Consider the following 22,771-nt stretch of genomic DNA (forward strand, 5'->3'; position numbering starts at 1 on the left):
TTTCTCCTTCGTCTTGTGTTCGTCGTGTTGCGGATCCCTTCACCGGACCGCTGGTGCCTCCGGCACGAAGGCAGGGGGCCTGCTCGCGGAGCGGCAAGCATGACATCAACCATCTGAATTGTATGACAATCTGATAAGATTGTCATAGTGTTCCGCCGCCGCACCATAAGGCCCCGGACCTTGGATTTCATCTCATCCGCCCAAAACAACCGCTTTGGAAAGGGAGACACCTGCCTTGGCGACACATAACTGCAGTTCGAAAAAGGGATCCGGGGGTCGGGAACCGTCCCGCTTTCATATGTGGGGCGGCCTGGCGCTTTCCTTGGTGTCCGGCGCCGCAGTCTCGATACAGTCCTTTACAAACGGGCATCTAGGGCAGGTGATAGGTTCGCCTGCGGCTGCGGCAGCCGTCAACAACGGCACTGCCTTGCTTATTGTCTTGTGTCTTGCACTTGTGAGCGGAGCCGTTACACGCGCGTGGCGCGAACTGCGTTCCGGGCGAAACCCTGTGCGCATTTGGTGGTTCTTCGGCGGGCTAATCGGGGCAACTGCCGTCTTTGCCAACGCCATGTCAGCTCCCGTCCTCGGCGTTGCCCTACTTGCCGTTGCCATGGTCCTCGGCAAACTGATCGGGAGCCTGGTGACGGATGCCCTCGGCCTCGGTCCGGCCGGCCGACAACTGCCTACACCGCAGCGCATGGCCGGCGCCGCCTGTGCCTTGGCTGGTGTCGTCATTAGCGCCGTGGGTCATGCCGGGCAGATCCCACTGGTCCTGGTCGTGTTCCTCGTAGCGGTGGGGGCCTTGGTGTCGATCCAGCAGGCAGGCAATGCCCATTTGGCGCAGGCCACTGGCGAGCCCTTGGCCATGGGACTGGTCAACTTTGTCGGCGGCGCCGCCGCCCTGTCCATCCCCGTTGCCATAATTGCGGTCGATGGAGGAACGCTTGGACCCGTCCCGTCCTGGGGCTGGGTGGGCGGAGCGCTGGGGGCAGGGATCGCCATTGCCAGCGCCCTTGCCGCCTACACCGTCGGGGTGCTGCGGCTTGTTCTTGGCATGATTGCGGGCCAGAGCGCCATAGGCCTGCTCCTGGACCTCGCCTTTCCCCGTTCCGGTTCTGGGGTCACGGCGCCGACGCTGGCCGGAGTTCTGCTTGCATGCGGCGCCGTGCTGATCGCCAATCTGCCGGTGGGCGATCGGGCCTCCGGCCGGGTGCCCGCAGCTTCAGGGACGAATGCGGGCGAGCGGACATGATCACCCGCAGCGTCGTCCGCCTCAGCCGGGCCTCGGTCCGGGTTTCGGTGCAGGTGCCGCAGGTCTGCGGGCGGGTAGCGTGGCGTGCACCAGTCCACAGCGGGCACGCCTGTCCTCGCTGCGTCCCGCCGGGCGAGCCATCGGGCGAACTCTCACCACGGGCCCCTTGTCCCGCCTAGGTCGAATAGCCACGGCGCCCCGAGCGGCCTGCCCAACTCACTCCGGTCTTGCAGCCGCGCAGTGGGCGGCTGCAAGACCGGGGCCTGCAGTCTTCGTGCCTCCGGCTGGCCTCTGTCGCTAGCTGCCACGAGACATGGACGGACTGCATGGAATAGCATGTGAGATTGTATGATGTTCATCCAATCCTAGGGATTACTAGAGGCACCATGTCCACTTCAACGAACTCACTAGCCGATGCCTGGGCGGCGAGCCCGGTGGGCCGGATCGCTGCGCCTCTACGCGAGCAGGTTATCCATGCCTTACGCGCCGCGATCTTGGATTTCCGGCTAAAGCCGGGCCAGCGACTCGTTGAGCGGGAACTGATTGAACAGCTCGGAGTCTCGCGCACCACCGTCCGGGAAGCACTGCGGGAACTTACCTCGGAGGGGCTCGTTACCGTGGTGCCGCAAAAGGGCGCCATCGTCAGCGCACCCTCCTTGGAAGAGGCCCGAGACCTTTACGAAGCAAGGGCAGCCCTGGAAGCGGTGGTGGTGAGGCGATTTGCCGAACGGGCATCCAAATCACAGATAATGAAGCTAGCGGCCGCGGCGGAAAGCTTTGCCGAGGTGGCCGAGGCCGGCGGTGATGCCGCCAGCGTACTGACTGCCAAGGACGTATTCTACGACGTCCTCATCGACGGCGCCGGCAGCGCGGTCCTGCAGCAGCTCACGGAGGGCATTCAGGCGCGCGTCCGCGTGCTCCGCGCGGTGGCCATGCCTGCCGAAGGCCACTCCGCTGCGGTAGAGGAATTGCGCGGCATTGTTGAAGCCATCCAGCGCGGCGACGGTGAGCGTGCCGGAACGTTGTATTCTCGCCACATTCTTCGCGTTGTCGAGCGGGCGCTGCAGAGTCTGGAGGAAGCCGAGGGATCCTAGGGGGCGTACCGCCAAGGCTGGTGCTGACCTAGCGAGCACGATGACGAAGAGGCAACCCCGCCCGTCAATGCGCGCTGAAAAGTGATGTGAGCACTCAAGCCGGTTTTGCGCGGCCACCCTGTCCCCGTCCGCTGCCTCACATCGGGAAGGGCAGGAAGATGAGGCGCGGCCCGCCGCTTCCGGCGCGAGCCTCCCACCTGCACTTCAGAGTTGCCCCTCCGGCTTGCGGACACCGGTCACCTACATTCATCGAGGAGGCCCCGGATCGAGATCGCTCCCTGCGTTCAACACGTCGGGAACCATGATGTGCGTCCGGGCGCTGTTCGCTGGCCACCTCACACGGCGGGAATCTTGGGTACTGGGACGGCCCACATCGGGTCGGTGTCGCCTTGTGTTCCGGCGTATGAACAGGTCCACGCGTTTGGGTGGCTATGCCGGACGCAGAACCTGCACCCGACCCGCCGGTGGAAGGGGGTGCTGTAAATCCCCACTTGTCGCTGGTCCAGACTTCCCGGCAGGGAGCTCCGGCACACCATTCAACACCGGATCGAACGTTCCAGGGCGGTAGATTACGGGGTTCCGCTTACGGAAGCCTCTGCAGGATGCTGGGTCATGACCAGCTTGCTTCGAGGGGACCCATCGGCGGCGGACCCCGGTTGTGTTCACCCGGACAGATGCCAGGGACCTTTTCTATGCTGATCAGGCCCATTACCCTGCGAGTCTTCGGTCCTGACTCCAGCTAGCCCCTTTCTGGGAGTGCTGCTTGCATCTCTGCAGGCCCTTGGCTGACTTTGGTCTGCCAGAGGCCAGCAGTTACCTCACCCCCGGGGCCAAATGGATCAGCGGGACGCATGCAGCGCGCCGCAGCTCCCAGTTCTCAAGGAGCGGATCGGGCGCTGCATGCGTGGGAGAAGCCCTAGAACGTCAGAGGCTGGCCAAAGTGGAAACGTGAAACTGCGCCGTAAGTGACGTCCCACTGTGCCGCAATGTGTGTCTTGTACATAGCAACATCGCGGTAGTACTTCTCCATGGCAGAGCCGCGTTTGGCGGAGCTAGAGCCGGCAGTTGAAAAGGCCAACTCCACGGCGTCGTTGGCCAAGCGTGCAGCTTGCTGGACTACGGCCCGCAACCGTGCATCCTGCTCTGGAGTGAACTCCTCGCCCGTTGCCTCCCACCGGCGGCCTAGTTCTGCATACTGGCGAACTCCTGCCAGCAGCAGCGTCTCGGCGGAATCCGCCAATGCCAGTAGGCGCCCGAACCAGCGATGGTACTCGGGAGCTTCCAGCCGCGGCAGGCGCGGCGGGAAGCTGGCCTGCCGGGCCTCCATCAGCTTCTCAAACTCATCGACGGCCGCCCAGGCCGCGCCGATCTGGGTAGCGACCAGTTCCGCATTGAAGTATGTCATGGTACGGCCCAGGTACATAGGGTTCTTGTGCAGTTGGTATCCGACCGTCCCCTCCGCACCCAGTACATGCTCGCGGAAGTCGTAGACAATACTGAGGTGGTCGGGGACGAAGGCGTCCTCGATTTTCACCGAGTTGGAGCTGGACGCTCGCATGCCGATGGTCTTGTCGCCCCCCCAGTCATCCAACACTGTGTAGTCACTGCGCGGAAGCGCAAACATTCGCAGCCCCAGTGCCTCCCCGTCCGCTGTGAAGGTGGGAGCCACCACAAGCACGTGTGTGCTCCACATTGACCCCGAGCAGTAGTCCCAGGTGCCGGTGAGGCGGTAGCCGCCGTCGGCGACGGTAGCTCTGCCCGAAGGTATCGTCCGCCCTGGCGCGATGAATGTCCCGTCGCGGAACAGCTCCTGCTGACCCTGCTCGCCGTAGAACGAGCCCACATGGAATGCGTGGCCGGCACCCAAGACAAAGGACCAACCCACACCCGGGTCGCCGCGGGAGATCTCAACGCCCACCCGTACGAAATCATCGATCCCCAACTCCAGTCCCCCGAAGCGGCGGGGCTGGAGGATGCGATAGAAGCCCGCCTCCAGGAATTCCTGGTGAATTTCCTCCGAGTAGCCACCCAGCTGTTCGTGCTCGGCCTGCATCTTGCGGAGCCGAGGGCGCAGATCTGTTGCCCGAGCAACTAGTTCATCTGGAGTGGGACCGGCTTGCCCCCGGCCCGCGGCAGGCCAAGTCGGCGTGTAAAGACTCGTGGTCATCAGAAGCTCCTAGGGATCACACGATGGATTGTATGACGATACTATAATCATGTGACCTGCGACGCCAGTTGTGATTTTTTCTCTCGAATGCGCGCCGTGGCAGCTTCGTCCACCTTCAGCCCCTCCGGGTCCATTTCCGGGTCGCCGATCAGTACCACGCCATAGTCCAGTGCCGCTCCCTCTACCGAGACGTACCCATCCCGAACGTCGGTGAGGACCTTGGCTGTGTCACGGGTCATCGGATTTCCCCAGCCGCCACCGGCATTTGTCAGGTAGCGCAGCACGGAGTTGGCCACCGACCGGTTCGCCCCGGGACGGAACGGATAGATGAAAGTTCCGGTCTCGGAAGGCAGGTTTGTGGCGGCATCTATCACCCCTGCCCAAGCCTCACCCTGGCCGAACGATTCAATCGTCGCGTCCGGCTCCTGAAATGAGCCATCGGCGGCAGGAGGGAACATCCAGATTCCCCCACGGCGTCCATCCTGACCGCCGTTCACCCCAAAACCGGCCACGCTCTTGTATCGCAGCTCCGTCAGCGAGTGACTGGCATCAAGAATCCATAAGGTGTCGCGGATCATGCTGGCACCGCCCCGGAAGTGGCCGGGGCCTGCCGAATCAATTCGCGGCTCGTGCCGGAGGATCACCGCCGGACTGTCCTTTTCAATCGCTTCCACGGCCGGAGCGACACCGTTTGCCAAGTAGCTCATGCACTGGCTATCGGCGTCCCCGAACTGGTTTGCGCCATAAGGGCCAATCTCGCCGCCGCATTGCAGCGCCGAGACCCAGGGTGTCCCGTTCTCATACGTTCCGAAAGCGGTGTGGATATCGGTGCTGCCGCGGTCGCCGGCCAGCGCGGCCGGTCCAAGCGCCGCCGAGAGTGCCTTCAACAATGCGCTCAGAGCCGCCGTGGACTGTTCGAAATACATAAAAACGCACCCGTCGGGCGGCAGCGCCGAAAGCATGGTGCCTTCGGGCAGAATGATGTCGACGTCCCTGTACAAGCCGGAATTGAACCTGCCGTGCGGGTCAAAGAGGTACTTGAGGGTGATCCCCACGCTGGTCTTGGTGTCCCAAGAGGTGGCGTTGATAGAACTGCGGGCCTGCCGTGAGGTTCCGGAAAAGTCCACTTCAATGCGGCTGCCCCGCTTACGGACGGCCACTTCGATCGTATAGTCCTCGCTGTCGTCCACGCCGTCGCAGTCGATCCGCTCCGAGCCCGTCCAATCTCCGTCGGGCAGTACCGCCAGGGAAGTCGACATATGCTCAGCGCCCAGGTCACAGACGTACTCCATCGTCCCGTGGACCGCACCAAGGCCGTAGCGTTCAATGGATTCCAGGACCAGCCTCTCCCCCAGCTCCAGGCTGGAGCACACCGTCTGCATGTCCGGATAAAGGATCTCGGCCATTCTGACGTTGTCGAAGATAACGTTCCAGGACTCCGCCACCGGCTCGCCCCCGCGGATCAGTAGCCGCGGCGAGAGGACCAGGCCGTTTTCATAGACGTTCTGCTTTGAGGCGCTAAAGCCGCCGGGCACAGTGCCGCCCATGTCCAACTGATGCGCGTTCAAGTTCACGAAGGCCGCGATTTCGCCGTGGTGGAACACGGGGCGTACGAACAGCAGGTCGTTGTTATGGTTGCCGGTGCGGTAGGGGTCGTTGGCGATCAGCACGTCGCCAGGCTGAAGCCGATCCGCACCGAATTCCTCAACCATATTGGCCACGGCATCAATGGTGGTGCCGGCCATCAGGACGATCCCATTGCTGGCCGCCGGCACTTGGTAACCCAGTGACGGCGGACCACTGATCGTGCAGGCAAGGTCGTAGAAGTCCCGCAAAATCGGAGAGAATGCACCGGTCAACAGGCGGACGCTCATGTGCTCCACGAGATAGTCGAAGCGGTTGCTCAGGACGGTGGCGGTGTAGCGGTCGCACCCGTAACGGGCGGCGAACTCCTCTTCATTCAGATCCCGGATAAGGGCCACTCCGACAGGGCGGCTTTCGCTAGTGAGTGTCATTCCTGACCCATCCTTTCAATCACAATCTCTGAGCAGAGCCCGATCCGCGCCTGCTGCCCGGGCAGGATGTAGGTGGTCGACAGGTCCTCGCGGATGACCGCCGGCCCCTGTACCGTGGCGCCGACGGACAGCTTCTCCCTCAGGTACTCACGGGCCTGAACCGGACCGTCGGCGACATAGTCGAGGGTGAAAACCCGTTCCGGTTCGGCAGCGAACGGCGCTGCCGCGTCTGCGGGGATGTACTCAACCTTGTCCGCGGGGACGACGAGTTCCACCCGATAGGTCACACCCTCGACTGGAATCTGGTCGAAGCGGTTGCCGTTGCGCTCCTCGTAAACATCATGGAAGGCGCCGACCATCTCACCTATGGTTCCGGCTGTGATGTCGCCGTCGGGAATCCGAATGAAAGGGGTTTCCCAGCTCTGGCCGAGCAGCCGGCCGTCGAAGCTTCTGCGGACAGGAAGCCCCTCGGCGACGGCACCCACACGGTCCCGCAGCGCCTGTTCCATCTCGCCAAAGACTCCGGCGATTTGCTCCGCGCTGTCTGAGGAGAGCACCACGTAGGCGCTGCGGGAATCGTAGAATACCTGGTCGGTGGACAGCAGGCCCAAGGCCGAGAAGAGGCCGGGATACGGCGGGATCACCGCGTTCTTGAGCGGTAACAAATCCAGAACGGCCGGCAGCAGCATCGGTCCGGCTGCACCGTAGGACATGAGGGAGAAATCTCGAATGTCCACGCCGTGGCGGACGGCGACGTTGAGGATTTCCTCGGCCATGTGGGCCACGGCCAAACGGTAGGCAGAGCGTATCCGCTCCTCGAAAGCCACCGGCGTGTCCAGTGCTGCGAAGGCCTGCTGTGCCGCTACCTTGTCCAGTTTCATCTCGCCGCCGGCGAACGATTCCCCGTCGAGGATGCCCATCAGAAGACAGGCATCGGTAACTGCCGGCACCGTACCGCCGCGACCGTAGCAGGCCGGTCCTGGCTCGGCTCCCGCCGACCCGGGACCTACTTGGATGCCGCCTGCCGGGGAAACGCTGACCAGGCTCCCGCCGCCAGCTCCCACGCTGGAGACCTCGGTGGAGAGGGCGTTTATCACCATGTCGTGTTCGAGTTCGAAGGTGTTCTGAATGAACGGTTTGCCGTCCACAATCAGTGACACGTCCGTGGAAGTACCGCCCACGTCGGCGCACAACAGATTGCGTTCGCCAAGGGCCTCACCGAGACGGGCGCTGGAGATGGTGCCGGCTGCAGGCCCCGCGAAAACAATCCGAAATGGCTTGTTCAGGGCTTCTTCCCAGGGCAGCAAGGTGGCCGCACAGTCAGCAAAGTTCAGCTCGCCGTCGAACCCTAGGTCCCTCAGGTCCCGGTTCAAACGGGTCGAATATTCTGTGAAAAGGAGTTTCATTATGACATCGATGACGGTCGTGGAGGCCCTGGCGTACTCCTTGGCCAGAGGGGACGTTTCGGAGGAAATGGAAACCGGAAATCCTTCTCCGAACGCCTGCCGCACCAGTTCTCGCAGGCGGATCTCATGGCTCGGGTTGACGTAACCGTTAATCGTGCAGATGGCAATGCCTTCAACATTGCACTTCTTCAAAACCGCCAACTGGCTGCGGGCGTGTTCCTCGTCCAACGGGATCAGCACGCTGCCGTCCGCCTTGATACGCTCCTTAACCCCGCGCCGCAGATACCGGGGAATCAGCGGCCGGCTGGCATCGCCGAAGGAGCGGCGCCAGGCAGGGTCCGTTTGCGCGTCGAGTGGCCTGTGGACGGTCCCGCGGTCCAGCACGTCGCGGAACCCCTCGGTGGTCAGGTATGCCACCTTGGGCAACCGCCGCTCGATCACCGCGTTAAGGCCCATGGTGCTCGCATGGTTGAACGTGGAACTGCCCGCCACGTTCAGTCTCCGGGCACCCTCCACGACGGGTGCGGAGGGATTCGTACGACTGCTGGGCACCTTGGTGACCGAAATCGCGCCATCCCGGACGGCGACCACATCCGTAAAAGTTCCCCCAACGTCAACTCCGAACATCTGCGGCCTCCTTGTGGTCCGATTCGTGATGTTTGAACCCCTCAGGCGGTCCTTCCATCAAGGTCGCGCCGACCATTGGCCGGAACACCCCCAGTCGCGGCGCACGCACTCGCTCCAGCGACTTCAGGCAGTCTTGACATTTCACGACATCCCACCAACCGCCCTCGCTCAGGACGCGGTACGCGGCAGCACGGACCGAGCCGCAGCCCGAACACTCGCGGTCCAGTGTTTCCCGAGGGGAATACAGCCGCGTCTCGTTGGATCGGGGAAAACTATGCATCCTTGCACTCCTTCGCCATCGCCTGCAGAAATCGAACAGTCCTGCAGGCGATTCCCTGACAACATGACATCACTGGATGGCTGCGTGAGGCATAAGCCGAGCCAGCGATTGCATCTAACGTCGTCGATCTGGACGACTGTAAGCTGCGCCTCATCAAGTCTTACACAGATTGTATGATGGTGCTACAGTCGAACGATGGTCAATTGATTTCGGGTTAGGACCGCCGTCCCACTGAGACACCCCACTGAGGAGATGATCAATAATGACTACCACCAGCGGGAATACCAACCCCGCTTCTGTCCAGTTGTCAGCCCAAGCCTTCCGAGACGTCATTGGCAGGTTTGCCAGCGGCGTCACGGTCATCACCACTTGCAGCGGGGGCAGGAACTTTGGCACGACGGCTAGTGCGGTCACCTCCCTTACCGACGATCCGCCGATGCTGCTGATCTGCCTCAATAAGTCCTCGACGAGTGCGCACGCCATCCGAGAAAGCGGAACCTTCGCCGTAAACGTCCTGGCCGAGGACCATGTCCAGCTCGCCGGCCGGTTCGCCTCGAAGCTTCCGGATAAGTTCGAGGGAATGGCCTTCGAAAAGGACGGCAACGGCTCTCCCCTGCTTGTTGGGGCCATAGCCCACCTAGTCTGCAGCGTCAGCGAACAGGTCGAAGCGGGGACACACTACGTCTTTCTGGCCCGTGTCGAGGACGCCGTTGCGTACCCGGGACACCCGCTCGCTTACTTCCGCGGCGCATTTGGCCGGATGCAGATGGCCCCGGATGCCTCCGTGCTTCGGGAGGTCCGTGAACGCATCATCACCACCGTGAATGAAGTGGACCAGGCCATCGATCTCGACCGCTGGGCCGCGGAACTTGCCGTCGGCGTAGATCTGGTCCACCGAGCACTCATTGCCCTGGTCAGCGAAGGTCTGGTAAGACGCGAAGCCGGCCAATTCGTCATTGCACCGGTACCCGAAAGCATCATCTTCGAGTCCTATACCGCCAAGCTGGCGATCGAGCTTGGAGTCGCCGAAAGCACCGTGGGCCGCGTCAGCCAGGGCCAGCTTACCCAGCTGCGCCAGTACATGGAGGCCACGTTCGAGTTCATCAAGGATGACCGCTTCACGGATCCAGAAGCCTGGATCCAGGCCAACGAACGCTTCCACGAGTACATGGTGGAACTAGCCGGATCAAAGATTCTGCTGGATACCTACCGTCGGCTCGGCCTGCCCGGGCTGAATGCCCGAACCATCAACAGATCCACCTATGCAACCGCGGAGTTGCTAAACGACCACCGCAAACTTGTCGAAGCATACGAAAACAAGGACCTGGGCGCGGTAGTCGAGGTGCTGCGGGAGCACGCGGACAGGCCGCGTCAGCTGCGCGCCCGTGAACGTGAACTTTTCGGCCGGGCCTGAGCGAAACAACCGGCGCCGGTGACATTTGGCCGATCCCATCTACATGGAAGGAGGGACCGCGATGCCCCAGGAAAGGCAGGCTTCCAGAGCGGCCATTGCTACCGGCGTCGGGCGGGGGCGCGGTAGTGAAGTTCTGCAGCAACGAGGTACGCAGATGGTTGCTGAGGACGTCGACCTGCACACCTGCTCGCGCCCGCAACGGGGTGCATCATCAAATGTCTCATCGATATCCGGGACCGTCGCGTTCCAAAGCCTCGGGCAAGTCCAGCAACCAGAGCGCCTTTCTGCAGATCGCTCGGCAGCGGCTATCGAGAACGCTCGCCAGCATTCCGGCCGTGGCCGACGCATCAGATGAACTGGCAAACACCGCGACCGAACTGGAGAACCATGACGAACCCCACGAAGCAACGCATGAGCTCAACTTTTGAGCACGTAACCCTGGGACAGCGGGTGCTGTTCGGTTCCGCCAAGGCCGCCGAGAACCTGGCTACCGAAGTCGCAAGATTCGGAGCGAAGAGAGTGATGGTGATCGCGTCAAAATTCGAGTCACACGCCGCCGCCGAGGTCGCCTCCGGCATCGAGGTGGCTTTGCATTACGACGACGTGGTGCCGCACGTACCCATCGAAAAGGCCAAGAAAGCCCGGACAGCCGCAGTCGAACACAAGATCGACCTACTGGTCTGCGTGGGCGGCGGTTCGACCACGGGTTTGGCCAAAGCGATCGCGATGACTTCGGGCCTGCCGATCGTGGCCGTACCGACCACCTATGCCGGGTCGGAGGCCACCAACGTTTGGGGCCTGACGCAAGCCGCCCACAAAACCACTGGCATCGACGACAAGGTACTGCCCGCGACCGTGATCTATGACGCCACCCTAACCCTGTCACTGCCCGCCGACCTGTCTGTTGCGTCCGGTCTAAACGCGCTGGCGCACTGCGTCGATTCGATGTGGGGACCACGCGCGGATCCCATCAACCAGGCGCTGGCCGCCGAAGGCATCCGCGCCCTCAACGCCGGGCTCCCGCTGATCAAGCTGGATCCGCAGGGTTTGGCCGGCCGGGAACAAGCACTGTACGGGGCCTATCTGGCCGCGGTCGCGTTTGCTTCCGCAGGGTCCGGCATGCACCACAAGATCTGCCACGTCCTGGGCGGGACCTGGAACATGCCGCACGCCCAGACTCACGCAACCGTGCTCCCCTACGTGCTGGCCTTCAACGCGCCCAAAGCGCCCGAAGCCGCTGCGCGGATCGCCACGGCCTTTGGCACCGACGAGGCGGTAGTCGGGCTGAACAACCTTCGCACTGTCCTGGACGCACCCAAGGCGCTTATGGACTACGGCTTCACCGAAGAGAACATCCCCGATGCCGTGGACCTGATCCTGCCCGTGATCCCTGCCTCCAACCCCCGCAAACCGTCCGCGGAGAACCTCAGCGAGCTCCTCCGCGCGGCCACGGCCGGCACCACACCCGAGCTTTAGGAGAACCATTATGACCGAGACCACCACAGCGGGATCACATGCCGTCAGTCCCGAGCAGCAGGCCGTGGAGCAGCAGCTTGTCGACACCGTCATCGCTTCCTTCGAAAAGACGAGCGATCCGAGGTTGAAGCAGCTGATGCAGGCCCTGACCAAGCACCTGCACAACTTCATCCGCGAAGTCCGGCTCACCGAGGACGAATGGAACACGGGCATCGAGTTCCTCACCAACGCCGGCCACATCACCGACGACAAGCGCCAGGAATTCATCCTGCTCTCCGACGTCCTGGGCGCCTCGATGCAGACCATCGCGGTCAACAACGAAACCATGGGCAACGCCACCGAAGCCACCGTCTTCGGCCCCTTCTTCCTCAACGACGCCCCCGAAATCGGGATCGGCGGGGACATCGCCGGCGGAGCCACCGGGCAGCCCTGCTGGGTCGAAGGAACCGTCACCGACATCGCCGGTAACCCCGTCCCCAATGCCCGCATCGAGGTCTGGGAGGCAGACGACGACGGGTTCTACGATGTCCAGTACACCGACGGACGCGTCGCCGGACGCGCCCACCTCTACTCCGACCAGGACGGAAACTACAGCTTCTGGGGACTGACACCCACCCCCTACCCCATCCCGCACGACGGGCCCGTGGGCCAGATGCTCGAAGCCACTAATCGTTCCCCGGTCCGCGCTTCGCACCTGCACTTCATGGTCACTGCGGAGAACCTGCGCACCCTCGTCACCCACATCTTTGTCAAGGGCGACCCCCAAATCGAGATCGGTGATTCCGTCTTCGGGGTGAAGGAATCATTGATCAAGAAGTTCGAGCAGCAAGCCGCCGGCACACCCACCCCCGACGGTCGCGACCTCGCCGAGCAAACCTGGGCCCGAACCCGATTTGACATCGTCCTCGCCCCGGAAGGCACCTAGCCGCATTGTGGCAACGCCTTCAAAGTTTCAGCCAGGCCCGACACCCCCCGACAGGCGAAGTTGCTGATCGACGGCTGCCAGACGTTCCCTGCCCGGGGCTATCCATCCAGTTCCTCAGAACGCTCGCGGTCCGGCATGCCGCGGCCGAAGGCGCATTTCATGCCGAAGGGGCTCAGCCCGCCACCCAACCACATGTGCGATCCAGATGAATCGCGTTACTTCCTCCCCAGGTTTCGCACTATTACTTGGCAGTCAGGTTCAGGGCTGCGGTGAATCCTTCTCCCCCATCGGTGAGTCGTTGCACCTCGCTACGACTCGAAAGACCTTTGTCGTCTCGTGGGTTGGAGGTCCTCGATATGGCAGCCATTCACCGCGCCTCGCAAATCGCTTGGCCTTGTCCGGGGCCGGTGCGGGCCAAAGTAACCGGCATGTCAGAGGACAAATGTATTCTCGTCGCATGAGCATGCCGATGATCCCGGGGTACATCCACGACACGTTCACCAATACGCTAGCCGACGACTGGCCCAAGCCAGCAGCTGAATTGCCTGCCCGGCTTTGGCCTGCACAAGCCCTGTACAGCATCTCGCCCGATCCAATGGGGTGGCTCACAGTCGAAGAACAGTACTTCACGCCGAACGAACAGGGCGGGAAGGGCTGCGTCCTTATTTCCCCGGAAAATCACGCTTCGGCTCTGCAGGACACCAGCTGGATCGGAAGGACGCTGGGAAACGTCGGGGTATGGAGCGACGGCACATTCGTAAACGGGCTCACGTCGGCCGATGAAAACTTGGGCTCGGAGTTCTTCGTCCACGCACGCAGGCCAAGCGGAGCCATACTGCCGGTGATCGAAATTAACCTCCCTTTCCTCTGGTACTGGGATGCTTTCCCCGTCACCGACGGCTGGTCCTACCTCAACCGTGCCGGTAGGAACCAAGACCTCATCCGTTACCAGGTCACAGATGAAAGTTGGAAGGTCGAAGTTCGCGCCTTGGAGCTCCGCCAGTTCCTTGCCTCCTCCAACCTCAGTGCCGTCGTTCAGATCGACCACACTCTAAAGACGGATGCGGAAGAGTTTCAGCGCGTCGACGACGAGTTGGAAAACGATTGGGCACACTTGGCCTTTCACGCCCTACTCGACGAAAGGCCCAACTGGCTGTTTCACCCGCGCCTTCAGCGTCCAGCACGGCTGCAGCCCGACGACCTACCGCTCAAGATTTGCCGACTAAAAAGGAACGAACTTCAAAAAAGAGGAGGTGTGCACAAGCTGAGGTTGGAGCGTGGCCTCACTAAAGAATCCCTGGCGCTCGAAGCAGGCCTGAGTCGGAACATGGTCATCAGCCTGGAGTGGGGCAATAAAAGCACAGCTTATGACGGTTGCGGGATATAGCAGCAGTTCTCGCCATGGAAGTCGAGGATTTGCCGGTGTTTCCTTCGAGCTCACCTTCAGCGGCCACTACCGCGGAGGCAGCGGGCGGCGCCGCTGAGGCAAGCTGCAAGAGTAACCAATTACCGGATCTGTTGGTTGATGCCACACTGGTCTATTTCCTGCTCTGCGAAGGTTAGATCTTCGCTAAACCTCAACGCGTCCTGCGCACGAGAGTAAGCTCTGGCGGTGGTGCGGCGCGCATCCTTGAGAATCTGTTCCGCCGTTTTCTGGAGCCGGCCCGGAGACAGACGACCTTCCTTCACCGAAATTTCCACGGACTTCAAGTCCAGATCAGCGAGAGGTAGGACTCACGCAGACCCAGAGATTCACAGCCGCATCATGGTGCCGCTGCAGTGGACTGCAGAGATGACACTTCCGTGAGAATCTGACAACTGGGTGACAACTAGCTTGAGAAAACGACAAGTGGATTGAGAGCCTACACCTACTAGCCGTGCTCGACCGCCATGTTGGCGAAGCGGGAGTAGTGGCCTTGGAAGCCCACCACGATGGTTTTGGTGGGGCCGTTACGGTGCTTGGCCACGATCACGTCGGCTTCGCCGGCGCGCGGGGATTCCTTGTCGTAGATGTCCTCGCGGTGGAGCAGGATGACCATGTCCGCGTCCTGCTCGATCGAACCGGATTCACGCAGGTCCGAAACCATCGGCTTCTTGTCCGTGCGCTGCTCGGATCCACGGTTCAGCTGTGACAGGGCGATGACCGGAACTTCCAGCTCCTTGGCCAGCAGCTTGAGCGCACGGGAGAACTCCGAGACCTCCTGCTGGCGGGATTCGACGCGCTTGCCGGAGGACATCAGCTGGAGGTAGTCCAGCACCACCAGCTTGAGGTCGTGGCGCTGCTTGAGCCGCCGGCATTTGGCCCGGATCTCCATCAGGGACATGTTCGGGCTGTCGTCGATGAACAGCGGGGCATCATTCATGCGGCCCATGGTGGTGGCGATCTTGCCCCACTGCTCGTCCTTGATGGTTCCCTTTCGGAGATCCTGCAGCCCTATAGTGGCCTCCGCGGAGAGAAGGCGCATGGCGATCTCGTTCCGGCCCATTTCCAGGGAGAAGAAGACGGTGGTCATGTTGTTCTTAATCGCTGCCGATCGGGCGAAATCCAGCGCGAAAGTGGATTTACCGACGGCAGGCCGCGCCGCGATGACGATCATCTGGCCGCCATGCAGGCCTTGGGTGAGTTCGTCGAGTTCATAGAAGCCGGTGGGAACACCGGTCATGCCCTCGCCGCGGTGGCCGGCGGACTCGATCTCGTCGACGGTGCCTTCAATGATGTCCTTCAGCGGGACATAGTCCTCGGCGGTGCGCCGCTCGGCAACCTTATAGATCTCGGCCTGCGCCTCGTTGACGATCGCGTCGACTTCGCCGTCGTGGGAATAGCCCAGCTGGACGATCTTGGTGCCGGCGTCGACCAGGCGGCGGAGCACTGCGCGTTCACGCACGATCTCCGCATAGAAGCCCGCGTTGGCAGCGGTGGGAACGGACTGAATCAGCGTGTGCAGGTAAGCGGGTCCGCCGATGCGGGAAATCTCGCCCCGCTTGGTGAGCAAGTCGGAGACGGTGACGGCGTCCGCCGGTTCGCCACGGCCGTACAGGTCGATGATGGCTTCGTAGATGCTCTCGTGGGAGGGCCGGTAGAAGTCCACACCGCGGAGCACTTCTACACAGTCCGCGATCGCATCCTTGGACAGCATCATGCCGCCAAGCACCGACTGCTCGGCCACGAGGTCCTGCGGCGGCGTGCGTCCGAATTCGGAATCCCGACCTGTTGCCGAATCCGCGTGCGCTACCGACACCGCTGCCTGCTTTCTTTGCTCCTCGAACGGGTACCGAATCCCCTTCTGGTTCAGAACTATCAGGCGGTTCGGACATTCATGCGAACCGCCGGAAGGGCGCGCCGGACTACTGCCCGTGCGCGGACTTCTCAGTGGGATACTCCGCAACGGTAGCCCCCTTCCTTGGTTCCGCCAAGCGACTTATCCACCACCCCTGTGGATAAAGTGTGGATACACAGGCGTGTCTTGTGCACAGGCTGTGTGCACAGCTGTGGATAGCAAAGTTAACCAGCCGGTAACATACCTCTGACCTGCGGAAACATTGGCGACGCACTGTGGATTAAAAGAATTTAGCGGTGGAATTTGTCCACTTTTGACCTGTTGACAGATCCGAATTTGCAGCGTAGGCAAAAGTTATCCACTGGTTATCCACAGTGTGAATTACACCGGTGTGATACCCGTGCGTCGGCGGAGTCTGGAGGCGGTGGACCGGGCGGGACGTAGGATTCAAGTATGGAATTTGTGGTGCCGCTGCTGATCGTTGTGCTGGTCATCGCCGTCGGGCTGTTGATGGTGCGCCCTCGCAACGCGCAACAAGACCAGCCGCACCGGCCGTATGCGCGGCTCGATGGGCAACGCCACTTCGGCAACCTCCAGGGAGGCTGCTGCCGAAGCCAGCGCCCGGCTGACCCAGCAGCAACACACCGCGATCTATGCGCTGATCGCCCAAGGTCAGGCCCTCGCGGCGATCCGCGAATACCGCAACGCCACCGGCACCGGGCTCCGCAAGGCTGCCGGCGCCGTCGCCCAAATGTCGGCACACCCGCAGCCCTACAAGTCGTCTCAGGAGGAAACCCCTGCACCCCGGCTGGAGGACAAGGAGCCGGGAACGGCAGCGCCCAAAGAGCCCTTGGATAAGGAGCCGCGGAAGGCAGCGCCGGAACAGCCCTCGGAGAAGGCGGAGCCTCTGCAGGCGGCCCCCGGACCGGCCCAGGCAGACGATGCCCCGCTGCAAGAGCCCGCTCCTGCCTCACCGGCTGCCCAGGCAGACGATGCCCAGCTGCATGAGCCCGCTCCCGCACCACCAGCAGCGCCGAGGGGATACCGCTACCGGGCCATCGTGTCCAAAGGCGACACCGTCAGGGAAATCGCCAGCACTCGCCTGAACGACGACGTGTTTGGCCGGATCCGCAGCGCGGCGCTCGGCGGCGACCGGGAAGATGCAGTCCGGCTGCTCCTGGAGCATTCGGAAGCGACCGAGGCGGACGCGCGCGAGTTTGTTGACCTGATCGGGCCGGAAGAAGAGTCCTAGCGGTACGGCCGGGCGACGCGTCCGGACCGTGCTGGCAACCCCTCAGGCTTTCTGCGACACTTCAACCCATGGCTGAGAACAAGACGGCGCCGACGGACGTCCCCGTCGAGGTATTCCTCGCGTCAGTGGAACACCCCATCCGGCGGCAGGACGCAGAGACCGTGCTGGAGCTGATGCGCGACGTCACCGGGGAGGAACCCGTGATGTGGGGGCCGTCGATCATCGGATTCGGCAGCTACCACTACAAGTACGCCAGCGGACGCGAAGGTGACGCTGCCGCCGTTGGCTTCTCGCCGCGGAAGGGCAACCTGGCCCTGTACGGGCTGACCTACGCGCCGGAGGCAGTGCCGCTGCTGGAACGCCTGGGCAAGCACAAGACCAGCGTCGCCTGCCTGTACGTCAACAAGCTGGCGGACGTTGACCTTGCCGTGCTCAAGGAACTGATTGCACTCGGCTACCGCACCATCACCACGGCGGATCCGGAAACTTTCCAGAGCTAGCCTGGCATGAGCGTGCTGCTGGCGGTCGCCGGTCAGCACGCGTGGGCTTGCGGCTGGCGGACGTCGGTCCTGGCCGGTCAACTGGCCGCCCGAGCCGGTCTCAGAGCTCCACTGTTCCGGTGATCAGCGTCTGCACGTCCCCGCCGATCCAGATGTCCTCGCCGTCGGCGTCGACATACAGCCGGGCGTCGCGCCCCAAGGCTGTTCCCTGCCGGACGGTGTAGCTTGCCGGCGCTTCGTTCTCGCCGATCAGCCACTGGGCCAGTGCGGCGTTCAGGCTGCCGGTGGCCGGGTCTTCGGCCGGCAGCTCCTCGAAGCCCATCAGTCCGCGGACCTCGAAGTCGATCCCGGCACCCCCCGGGTGGGCGCCCACCAGTCCGACGCCGAACGGCGACATCGCCGGATAGTCCGGCACCACGTCCAGCACGGCCTGGGCGTCCCGCAACTGCAGGGCCTGCCACTGCGGGCCGTTGTCCGCCCACTGGTGCCGCAGCACGTCATTGCGGGCCAGCCCCAAGGCCGCACAGATCTTGGCGACGTTCTCTTCGGGCAACGGCCCGGAGCGGCGCCGCGGAGGGGCTGCGAAAGCCAGCCGTCCGCCGTCGTTCTTCACCTTCACCAGGCCTGCGGCGCATTCCTGGATGACCACGCCGTCAGCCTGCGGCTGCCCGCCGTCGGCGAGCCAGACCGCCGCGGTACCCAGCGTCGGGTGTCCGGCGAAGGGCAGCTCGCCGCTGGGCGTGAAGATCCTGACCCGGTAGTCGGCTTCCGGGCTCTCCGGCCTCAAGAGGAAGGTGGTCTCGGACAGGTTGGTCCAGTTGGCGAAGCGCTGCATCTGCCCGTCGTCAAGGGAGTCCGCGCCCGAGACCACGGCCAGCGGGTTGCCGGTGCAGGGTCCGGTGGCGAAGACGTCCACTTGGCTGAACTGGTGTGTGCTCATGGGTTACAGCGTACCGGGCGTTAAACAGAGCATGCCGGGCCCGCAAAGGACCCGGCATGCGCTGTCAGCGAGGCTGTTAGCCAGCTACGACCTTCAGGTCGATAACGGCGGAGACCTCTTCGTGCAGACGCACGGTGGCCTGGTAGTCGCCCACCGACTTGATGTGCTCGGTCAGTTCGACCTTGCGCTTGTCGATGGAACCGAGGCCGGCGGCCTCGACGGCGGAAGCCACGTCGGCCTGCTTGACGGTGCCGAACAGACGGCCCGACTCGCCGGCCTTGACGGTCAGCGTGACCGGCTTGCCGGACAGCTTGGCCGCGAGCTGCTGTGCATCTTCGAGGGATGCGATCTCGCGAGCGGCACGTGCAGCCTTGATGGACTGCACCTGCTTCTCGCCGCCCTTGGTCCAGGTCAGGGCGAAGCCGCGGGGCAGAAGGTAGTTACGGGCGTAACCGTTCTTTACCTCGACGACGTCGCCAGCAGTGCCGAGACCGGTCACTTCGTGGGTCAGAATGAGCTTTGCCATGTCAGTACTCTCTCCTCTTCGCTTCGCTTAGCCGCGGCCAGCGCCGGAGTAGGGCAGCAGAGCAACTTCGCGGGCGTTCTTGATAGCCAGTGCGATCTTGCGCTGCTCCTGCACGGTGACACCAGTCACGCGGCGGGCGCGGATCTTTCCGCGGTCAGAGATGAACTTGCGCAGCAAAGCTACGTCCTTGTAGTCGATGACGGTGACGTCAGCGGCCTTCAAGGGGTTGGACTTTGGTTTGGGCTTACGAATTTCAGCCTTAGCCATCGTGGAGCTCCTTTATCTTGTGGAGCCCGTGGATCTTTTCCACGGGATGGGGTTTGTGGTTAGAAGGGAGGTTCGTTGGAATCCGGACCGTTGCCCCAGCCACCAGAGTTGCCGCCGGCCGGTGCACCCCACGGATCATCCTGGGGTACGGGCTGCTGGCCGGACTGCTGTCCGCCCCAGCCGCCCTGGTTCTGGTTTCCGCCGAAGCCGCCGCCGCCAAAGCCGCCTTGGCCGCCGCCGAAGCCGCCCTGCCCGCCGCCGGAGCGCTGGGTACGGGTGACCTTGGCAGAGGCGTAGCGCAGCGAGGGGCCGATCTCGTCGACCTCAAGCTCCATGACGGTACGCTTTTCGCCCTCTTTGGTTTCGTACGAACGGGACTTCAGCCGGCCCTGAACGATCACGCGCATGCCCTTGGTCAGGGTTTCGGCGACGTTCTCGGCAGCTTCGCGCCACACCGACGCGCGGAGGAACAGGGTTTCCCCGTCCTTCCACTCGTTGGACTGGCGGTCGAAGGTCCGCGGCGTGGATGCAACGGTGAAGTTCGCTACCGCGGACCCGGACGGAGTGAACCGCAGCTCGGGATCGTTGGTGAGATTACCGACGAGCGTGATAACGGTTTCGCCTGCCATGTTGCCTCCTGATGTCCTGGTCCCGCGTGCCAAGCTGGTGCGCGGGATTGTCTTCGTTCAATGCCGGTCCCCGAAAGGGACGCGGCGATCACAGCTGATTACTCAGCGGAGATCTTCTGCTCCTCCGGGCGGATGATCTTGGTGCGCAGGATGGTCTCGTTCAGACCAAGCTGGCGGTCAAGCTCAGCAGCGGTGGCGGGAGTGGCGGTGAAGTTGACCACCGCGTAGATGCCTTCGGACTTCTTCTTGATGTCATAGGCGAGCCGGCGGCGTCCCCAGATGTCCACCTTGTCGATGGTTCCACCATCGTTGCGGACAACGTTGAGGAACTTGTCGAGCGAGGACTCTACGGTACGCTCTTCGACCTCGGGGTCGATGATTACCATCAGTTCATAAGCACGCATTGTGAACCCACCTCCTTCGGGCTAAGCGGTCACGGTCTTTCCGTAACAGGAGGTTCTGTTGCGTTTGCCTGCCTGCCACCGCACAGCGATCTCCCGACGTGTTTTGGCTATTGTCACAAGGAATATCGGCTAGTGCTGACAGCACAGACTCATCAATGCTACCGGACGCCGGACCGGGCGCGTAAATCCGCGGGCACGACCCGTCCTCCACAGCCCGGCGCCCGGGGCCGAGGAGCGCAGCCGGGGGTCCCGGCCGGGGACCCCCCAGCCGGGGACCGCTGACCGCGTCCCGCGGGGCAACAGCGTCGAGCGGACCACCAGCGGATCGTCAGTAATCCAGCCCTTGGCTGGGCACCACCAGTCCGGTCTCGTACGCGTAGACCACGGCCTGCACCCGGTCGCGCAGGTGCAGCTTGGCCAGGATGCGCCGCACGTGCGTCTTCACCGTCGCCTCGGAGAGGAAGAACCGGTGCGCGATTTCCGCGTTGGACAGGCCTTCCGCAATGGTTTCCAGCACTTCCAGTTCCCGCGGCGTCAGGTCGTCCAGCAACGGGTCGCGCTGCGGCGGGGCCGCCGGGCTGCCGGCCGGGGCGAGGCCGCGCACATACGTCTCCAGCAGCCGCGCCGTCACCCGCGGGGCCACCACGGCGTCGCCGGAGGACACCAGCCGCACGGCCTGGACCAGTTCCGCGGGCGCCACGTCTTTCAGCAGGAAGGCGCTGGCTCCGGCCTGCAGCCCGGCGAATGCATACTCGTCCAGATCGAAGGTGGTCAGGATGATCACCCGGGCGGGCAGCCCGGCGGTGACGATCTGCCGGGTGGCTTCGATCCCGTCCAGCACCGGCATCCGCACGTCCATCAGCACCACGTCCGGCGTCAGCTGCCGCGTGAGCTCCAGCGCCTCGGCGCCGTCGGACGCCTCCCCCACCACGGCGACGTCGTCCTCGCCCTCGAGGATCAGCTTGAAGCCCATCCGCAGCAGCGGCTGGTCGTCCACCAGCAGGACCTTCACCGGCGCCGCCGGGCCGCTTTCGGTGCTCTCAGACACTCTTGTCTCCCTCTCCGGGCCAGTACAGTGTTGCCTCCACCATCCAACCACCGCCGGATCGCGGGCCGCTGGCAACGCGGCCGCCGTAGATCGCGGCGCGTTCGCGCATGCCGACGATCCCCTGGCCCGTGCCCAGCGAATCGGAGGCACTGGCCTGCCGTCCGTCGTCGGCCACGGTGATGTGCACGGCGTCGCCGTCGCGGATCACCGCCACGTCCACCCTGGACACTCCCTTGGCGTAGCGCAGCACGTTGGTGAGTGATTCCTGCATGATCCGGTACACGGTGAGCCGGAAATTCTGGTCCTCCGGCAGCGCCGGGCCGGCCATCACGGTGCGCAGCGGCAGCCCGGCCGCCCGGAAGCCGTCCAGCAGCCCGCTCAGCTGGTCGCCGGACGGGGCCGGCGCCAACGGGGCCGCTTCCACACCGTTCTCGGTGCGCAGCACGCCCAGCACCCGGCGCATGTCCGCCAGCGCCGTCCGGCCCGTCGCGGAGAGCTGGTCCAGCACCTGCCCGGCGCGTTCCGGATCCTTACGGACCACGACGGCGGCGCCATCCGACAGCGCGATCATCACCGACAGCGAATGCGCCACCACATCATGCATCTCCCGCGCGATGCGGGTGCGCTCGTTCGCCGACGCCAGCTTGGTGTTGTCCGCCGCCCAGCGCTGCAGCTCGGCATCGTGCAGCCGGTCCCGGCGCACGGTGACGCCAATCCCCGCCGCAATGACGTTGGCCAGGACCAGCACCAGCCCGGTGATCAGGCCGACAAAGGGCGGGACCTCCCCGCTGGCAATTTGCTTGGCGATCTCCGGCGGCATTCGGACCGCCATGACCACCATCATCGGCACGACGGCGAGCACCGCCGCCGTGATAGCGCGCACCGCGGGCTGGGTGGTTGCCACCGTGTAGACGGCGAACCACATGGCGAAGGAGCCGCTGCCGGTGCTGGTCACCAGCACGATCAGCATGTCCACCACGGCAATGGCCGCCAGCACCAGCAGCGGGTACCGGCGGCGCCATACCAGCGCCGTTCCACCGGCCAACAGGAGCAGCAGTGGTGACCACTCGCCGTTGGCCGCGGTCATCACGGCGTTCGGCAGCCCGAACAGCAGATGGATGCCGATCAGCACCCAGTCCATCGCCACCGGGTGGGTATGGAAATAGCGCCGGATGGGGCCCCGGCGCTTGGAAGATATTTCGGTGAAGGAGACGGCGGCCGTTCGTTCCGCCGCCTCCCTCACCGAAGCCTTGTCAGTCATGCATCGAGCC

Annotated in this window: 20 protein-coding genes; 8 read left to right on the forward strand and 12 right to left on the reverse strand. The window is 63.5% G+C overall.

Going from position 1 to position 22,771, the window contains the following annotated elements; genetic code table 11:
- Positions 1-298 precede the first annotated feature (298 nt).
- Both ACMX2H_RS03130 and ACMX2H_RS03135 read left to right on the forward strand, forming a co-directional pair.
- Positions 299-1,252 carry a DMT family transporter gene (locus ACMX2H_RS03130; RefSeq protein WP_240691975.1) on the forward strand — a complete coding sequence of 318 codons (954 nt, stop codon included), beginning with the start codon at positions 299-301 and terminating at the stop codon, positions 1,250-1,252.
- Positions 1,253-1,638: 386 nt separating this feature from the next.
- Positions 1,639-2,346 (forward strand): GntR family transcriptional regulator, encoded by a 708-nt coding sequence (locus ACMX2H_RS03135; protein WP_414958916.1) that lies wholly within the window; start codon positions 1,639-1,641, stop codon positions 2,344-2,346.
- A gap of 916 nt (positions 2,347-3,262) precedes the next feature.
- Here ACMX2H_RS03135 and ACMX2H_RS03140 read toward each other — a convergent pair.
- From ACMX2H_RS03140 to ACMX2H_RS03150, 3 genes are read right to left on the reverse strand one after another with little or no spacing between them, the layout of a single operon-like run.
- On the reverse strand, positions 3,263-4,513 hold the full coding sequence (locus ACMX2H_RS03140; protein WP_136787550.1) for an acyl-CoA dehydrogenase family protein: 1,251 nt from the start codon (positions 4,511-4,513) through the stop codon (positions 3,263-3,265).
- 47 nt (positions 4,514-4,560) lie between these two features.
- Positions 4,561-6,528, reverse strand: coding sequence for a hydantoinase B/oxoprolinase family protein (locus ACMX2H_RS03145; protein WP_136787551.1), 1,968 nt, complete (start codon positions 6,526-6,528; stop codon positions 4,561-4,563).
- Positions 6,525-8,561, reverse strand: coding sequence for a hydantoinase/oxoprolinase family protein (locus ACMX2H_RS03150; protein WP_414958917.1), 2,037 nt, complete (start codon positions 8,559-8,561; stop codon positions 6,525-6,527). The genes ACMX2H_RS03145 and ACMX2H_RS03150 overlap by 4 nt, the downstream gene beginning before the upstream one ends.
- 542 nt (positions 8,562-9,103) lie before the next feature.
- Here ACMX2H_RS03150 and ACMX2H_RS03155 point away from each other — a divergent pair.
- From ACMX2H_RS03155 to ACMX2H_RS03170, 4 genes are all read left to right on the forward strand, one after another.
- Complete coding sequence (locus ACMX2H_RS03155; RefSeq protein ID WP_136787553.1) at positions 9,104-10,255, forward strand: flavin reductase; 1,152 nt, start codon at positions 9,104-9,106, stop codon at positions 10,253-10,255.
- 411 nt (positions 10,256-10,666) lie between these two features.
- Complete coding sequence (locus ACMX2H_RS03160; protein WP_414958918.1) at positions 10,667-11,731, forward strand: maleylacetate reductase; 1,065 nt, start codon at positions 10,667-10,669, stop codon at positions 11,729-11,731.
- A gap of 10 nt (positions 11,732-11,741) precedes the next feature.
- Complete coding sequence (locus tag ACMX2H_RS03165; RefSeq protein WP_414958919.1) at positions 11,742-12,656, forward strand: dioxygenase family protein; 915 nt, start codon at positions 11,742-11,744, stop codon at positions 12,654-12,656.
- A gap of 457 nt (positions 12,657-13,113) precedes the next feature.
- Complete coding sequence (locus ACMX2H_RS03170) at positions 13,114-14,043, forward strand: hypothetical protein (RefSeq protein ID WP_414958920.1); 930 nt, start codon at positions 13,114-13,116, stop codon at positions 14,041-14,043.
- 119 nt (positions 14,044-14,162) lie between these two features.
- Here the strand turns inward: ACMX2H_RS03170 and ACMX2H_RS03175 are convergent, their stop codons facing one another.
- Complete coding sequence (locus ACMX2H_RS03175) at positions 14,163-14,366, reverse strand: hypothetical protein (RefSeq protein WP_414958921.1); 204 nt, start codon at positions 14,364-14,366, stop codon at positions 14,163-14,165.
- A 161-nt stretch (positions 14,367-14,527) separates the two neighbouring features.
- Entirely contained in the window at positions 14,528-15,895 is a 1,368-nt protein-coding gene (dnaB, locus tag ACMX2H_RS03180) for a replicative DNA helicase (protein ID WP_136787669.1), read from the reverse strand.
- Between the two features lie 607 nt (positions 15,896-16,502).
- On the opposite strand from dnaB, the gene ACMX2H_RS03185 reads away from it, so the two are divergent.
- Positions 16,503-17,186, forward strand: coding sequence for a hypothetical protein (locus ACMX2H_RS03185; protein WP_414958922.1), 684 nt, complete (start codon positions 16,503-16,505; stop codon positions 17,184-17,186).
- Between the two features lie 68 nt (positions 17,187-17,254).
- On the forward strand, positions 17,255-17,686 hold the full coding sequence (locus ACMX2H_RS03190) for a DUF1801 domain-containing protein (protein ID WP_414958923.1): 432 nt from the start codon (positions 17,255-17,257) through the stop codon (positions 17,684-17,686).
- 100 nt (positions 17,687-17,786) lie between these two features.
- On the opposite strand, the gene ACMX2H_RS03195 is transcribed toward ACMX2H_RS03190, so the two are convergent.
- From ACMX2H_RS03195 to ACMX2H_RS03225, 7 genes are all read right to left on the reverse strand, one after another.
- Positions 17,787-18,626: a PhzF family phenazine biosynthesis protein gene (locus ACMX2H_RS03195; RefSeq protein WP_414958924.1), complete on the reverse strand. Its 840-nt coding sequence runs from the start codon at positions 18,624-18,626 to the stop codon at positions 17,787-17,789.
- A 76-nt stretch (positions 18,627-18,702) separates the two neighbouring features.
- Positions 18,703-19,152 carry a 50S ribosomal protein L9 gene (gene rplI, locus ACMX2H_RS03200; RefSeq protein WP_136787673.1) on the reverse strand — a complete coding sequence of 150 codons (450 nt, stop codon included), beginning with the start codon at positions 19,150-19,152 and terminating at the stop codon, positions 18,703-18,705.
- 27 nt (positions 19,153-19,179) lie between these two features.
- Positions 19,180-19,419 carry a 30S ribosomal protein S18 gene (gene rpsR, locus ACMX2H_RS03205; RefSeq protein ID WP_136787674.1) on the reverse strand — a complete coding sequence of 80 codons (240 nt, stop codon included), beginning with the start codon at positions 19,417-19,419 and terminating at the stop codon, positions 19,180-19,182.
- A gap of 59 nt (positions 19,420-19,478) precedes the next feature.
- The gene (locus ACMX2H_RS03210; protein ID WP_136787675.1) at positions 19,479-20,048 is read right to left on the reverse strand and encodes a single-stranded DNA-binding protein; all 570 of its coding nucleotides are present in this window, start codon (positions 20,046-20,048) and stop codon (positions 19,479-19,481) included.
- 98 nt (positions 20,049-20,146) lie between these two features.
- Positions 20,147-20,452, reverse strand: coding sequence for a 30S ribosomal protein S6 (gene rpsF, locus ACMX2H_RS03215; protein WP_136787676.1), 306 nt, complete (start codon positions 20,450-20,452; stop codon positions 20,147-20,149).
- 328 nt (positions 20,453-20,780) lie between these two features.
- A complete protein-coding gene (locus ACMX2H_RS03220) occupies positions 20,781-21,500 on the reverse strand; it encodes a response regulator (protein WP_414958925.1) in 720 nt (239 codons plus the stop codon).
- Positions 21,493-22,761, reverse strand: a complete 1,269-nt coding sequence (locus ACMX2H_RS03225; protein ID WP_414958926.1) for a sensor histidine kinase — start codon at positions 22,759-22,761, stop codon at positions 21,493-21,495. Before ACMX2H_RS03225 ends, ACMX2H_RS03220 begins: the two co-directional genes overlap by 8 nt.
- Between the last annotated feature and the right edge of the window lie 10 nt (positions 22,762-22,771).

This window comes from Arthrobacter sulfonylureivorans (genome assembly GCF_047607445.1).
Lineage (GTDB): Bacteria > Actinomycetota > Actinomycetes > Actinomycetales > Micrococcaceae > Crystallibacter > Crystallibacter sulfonylureivorans_A.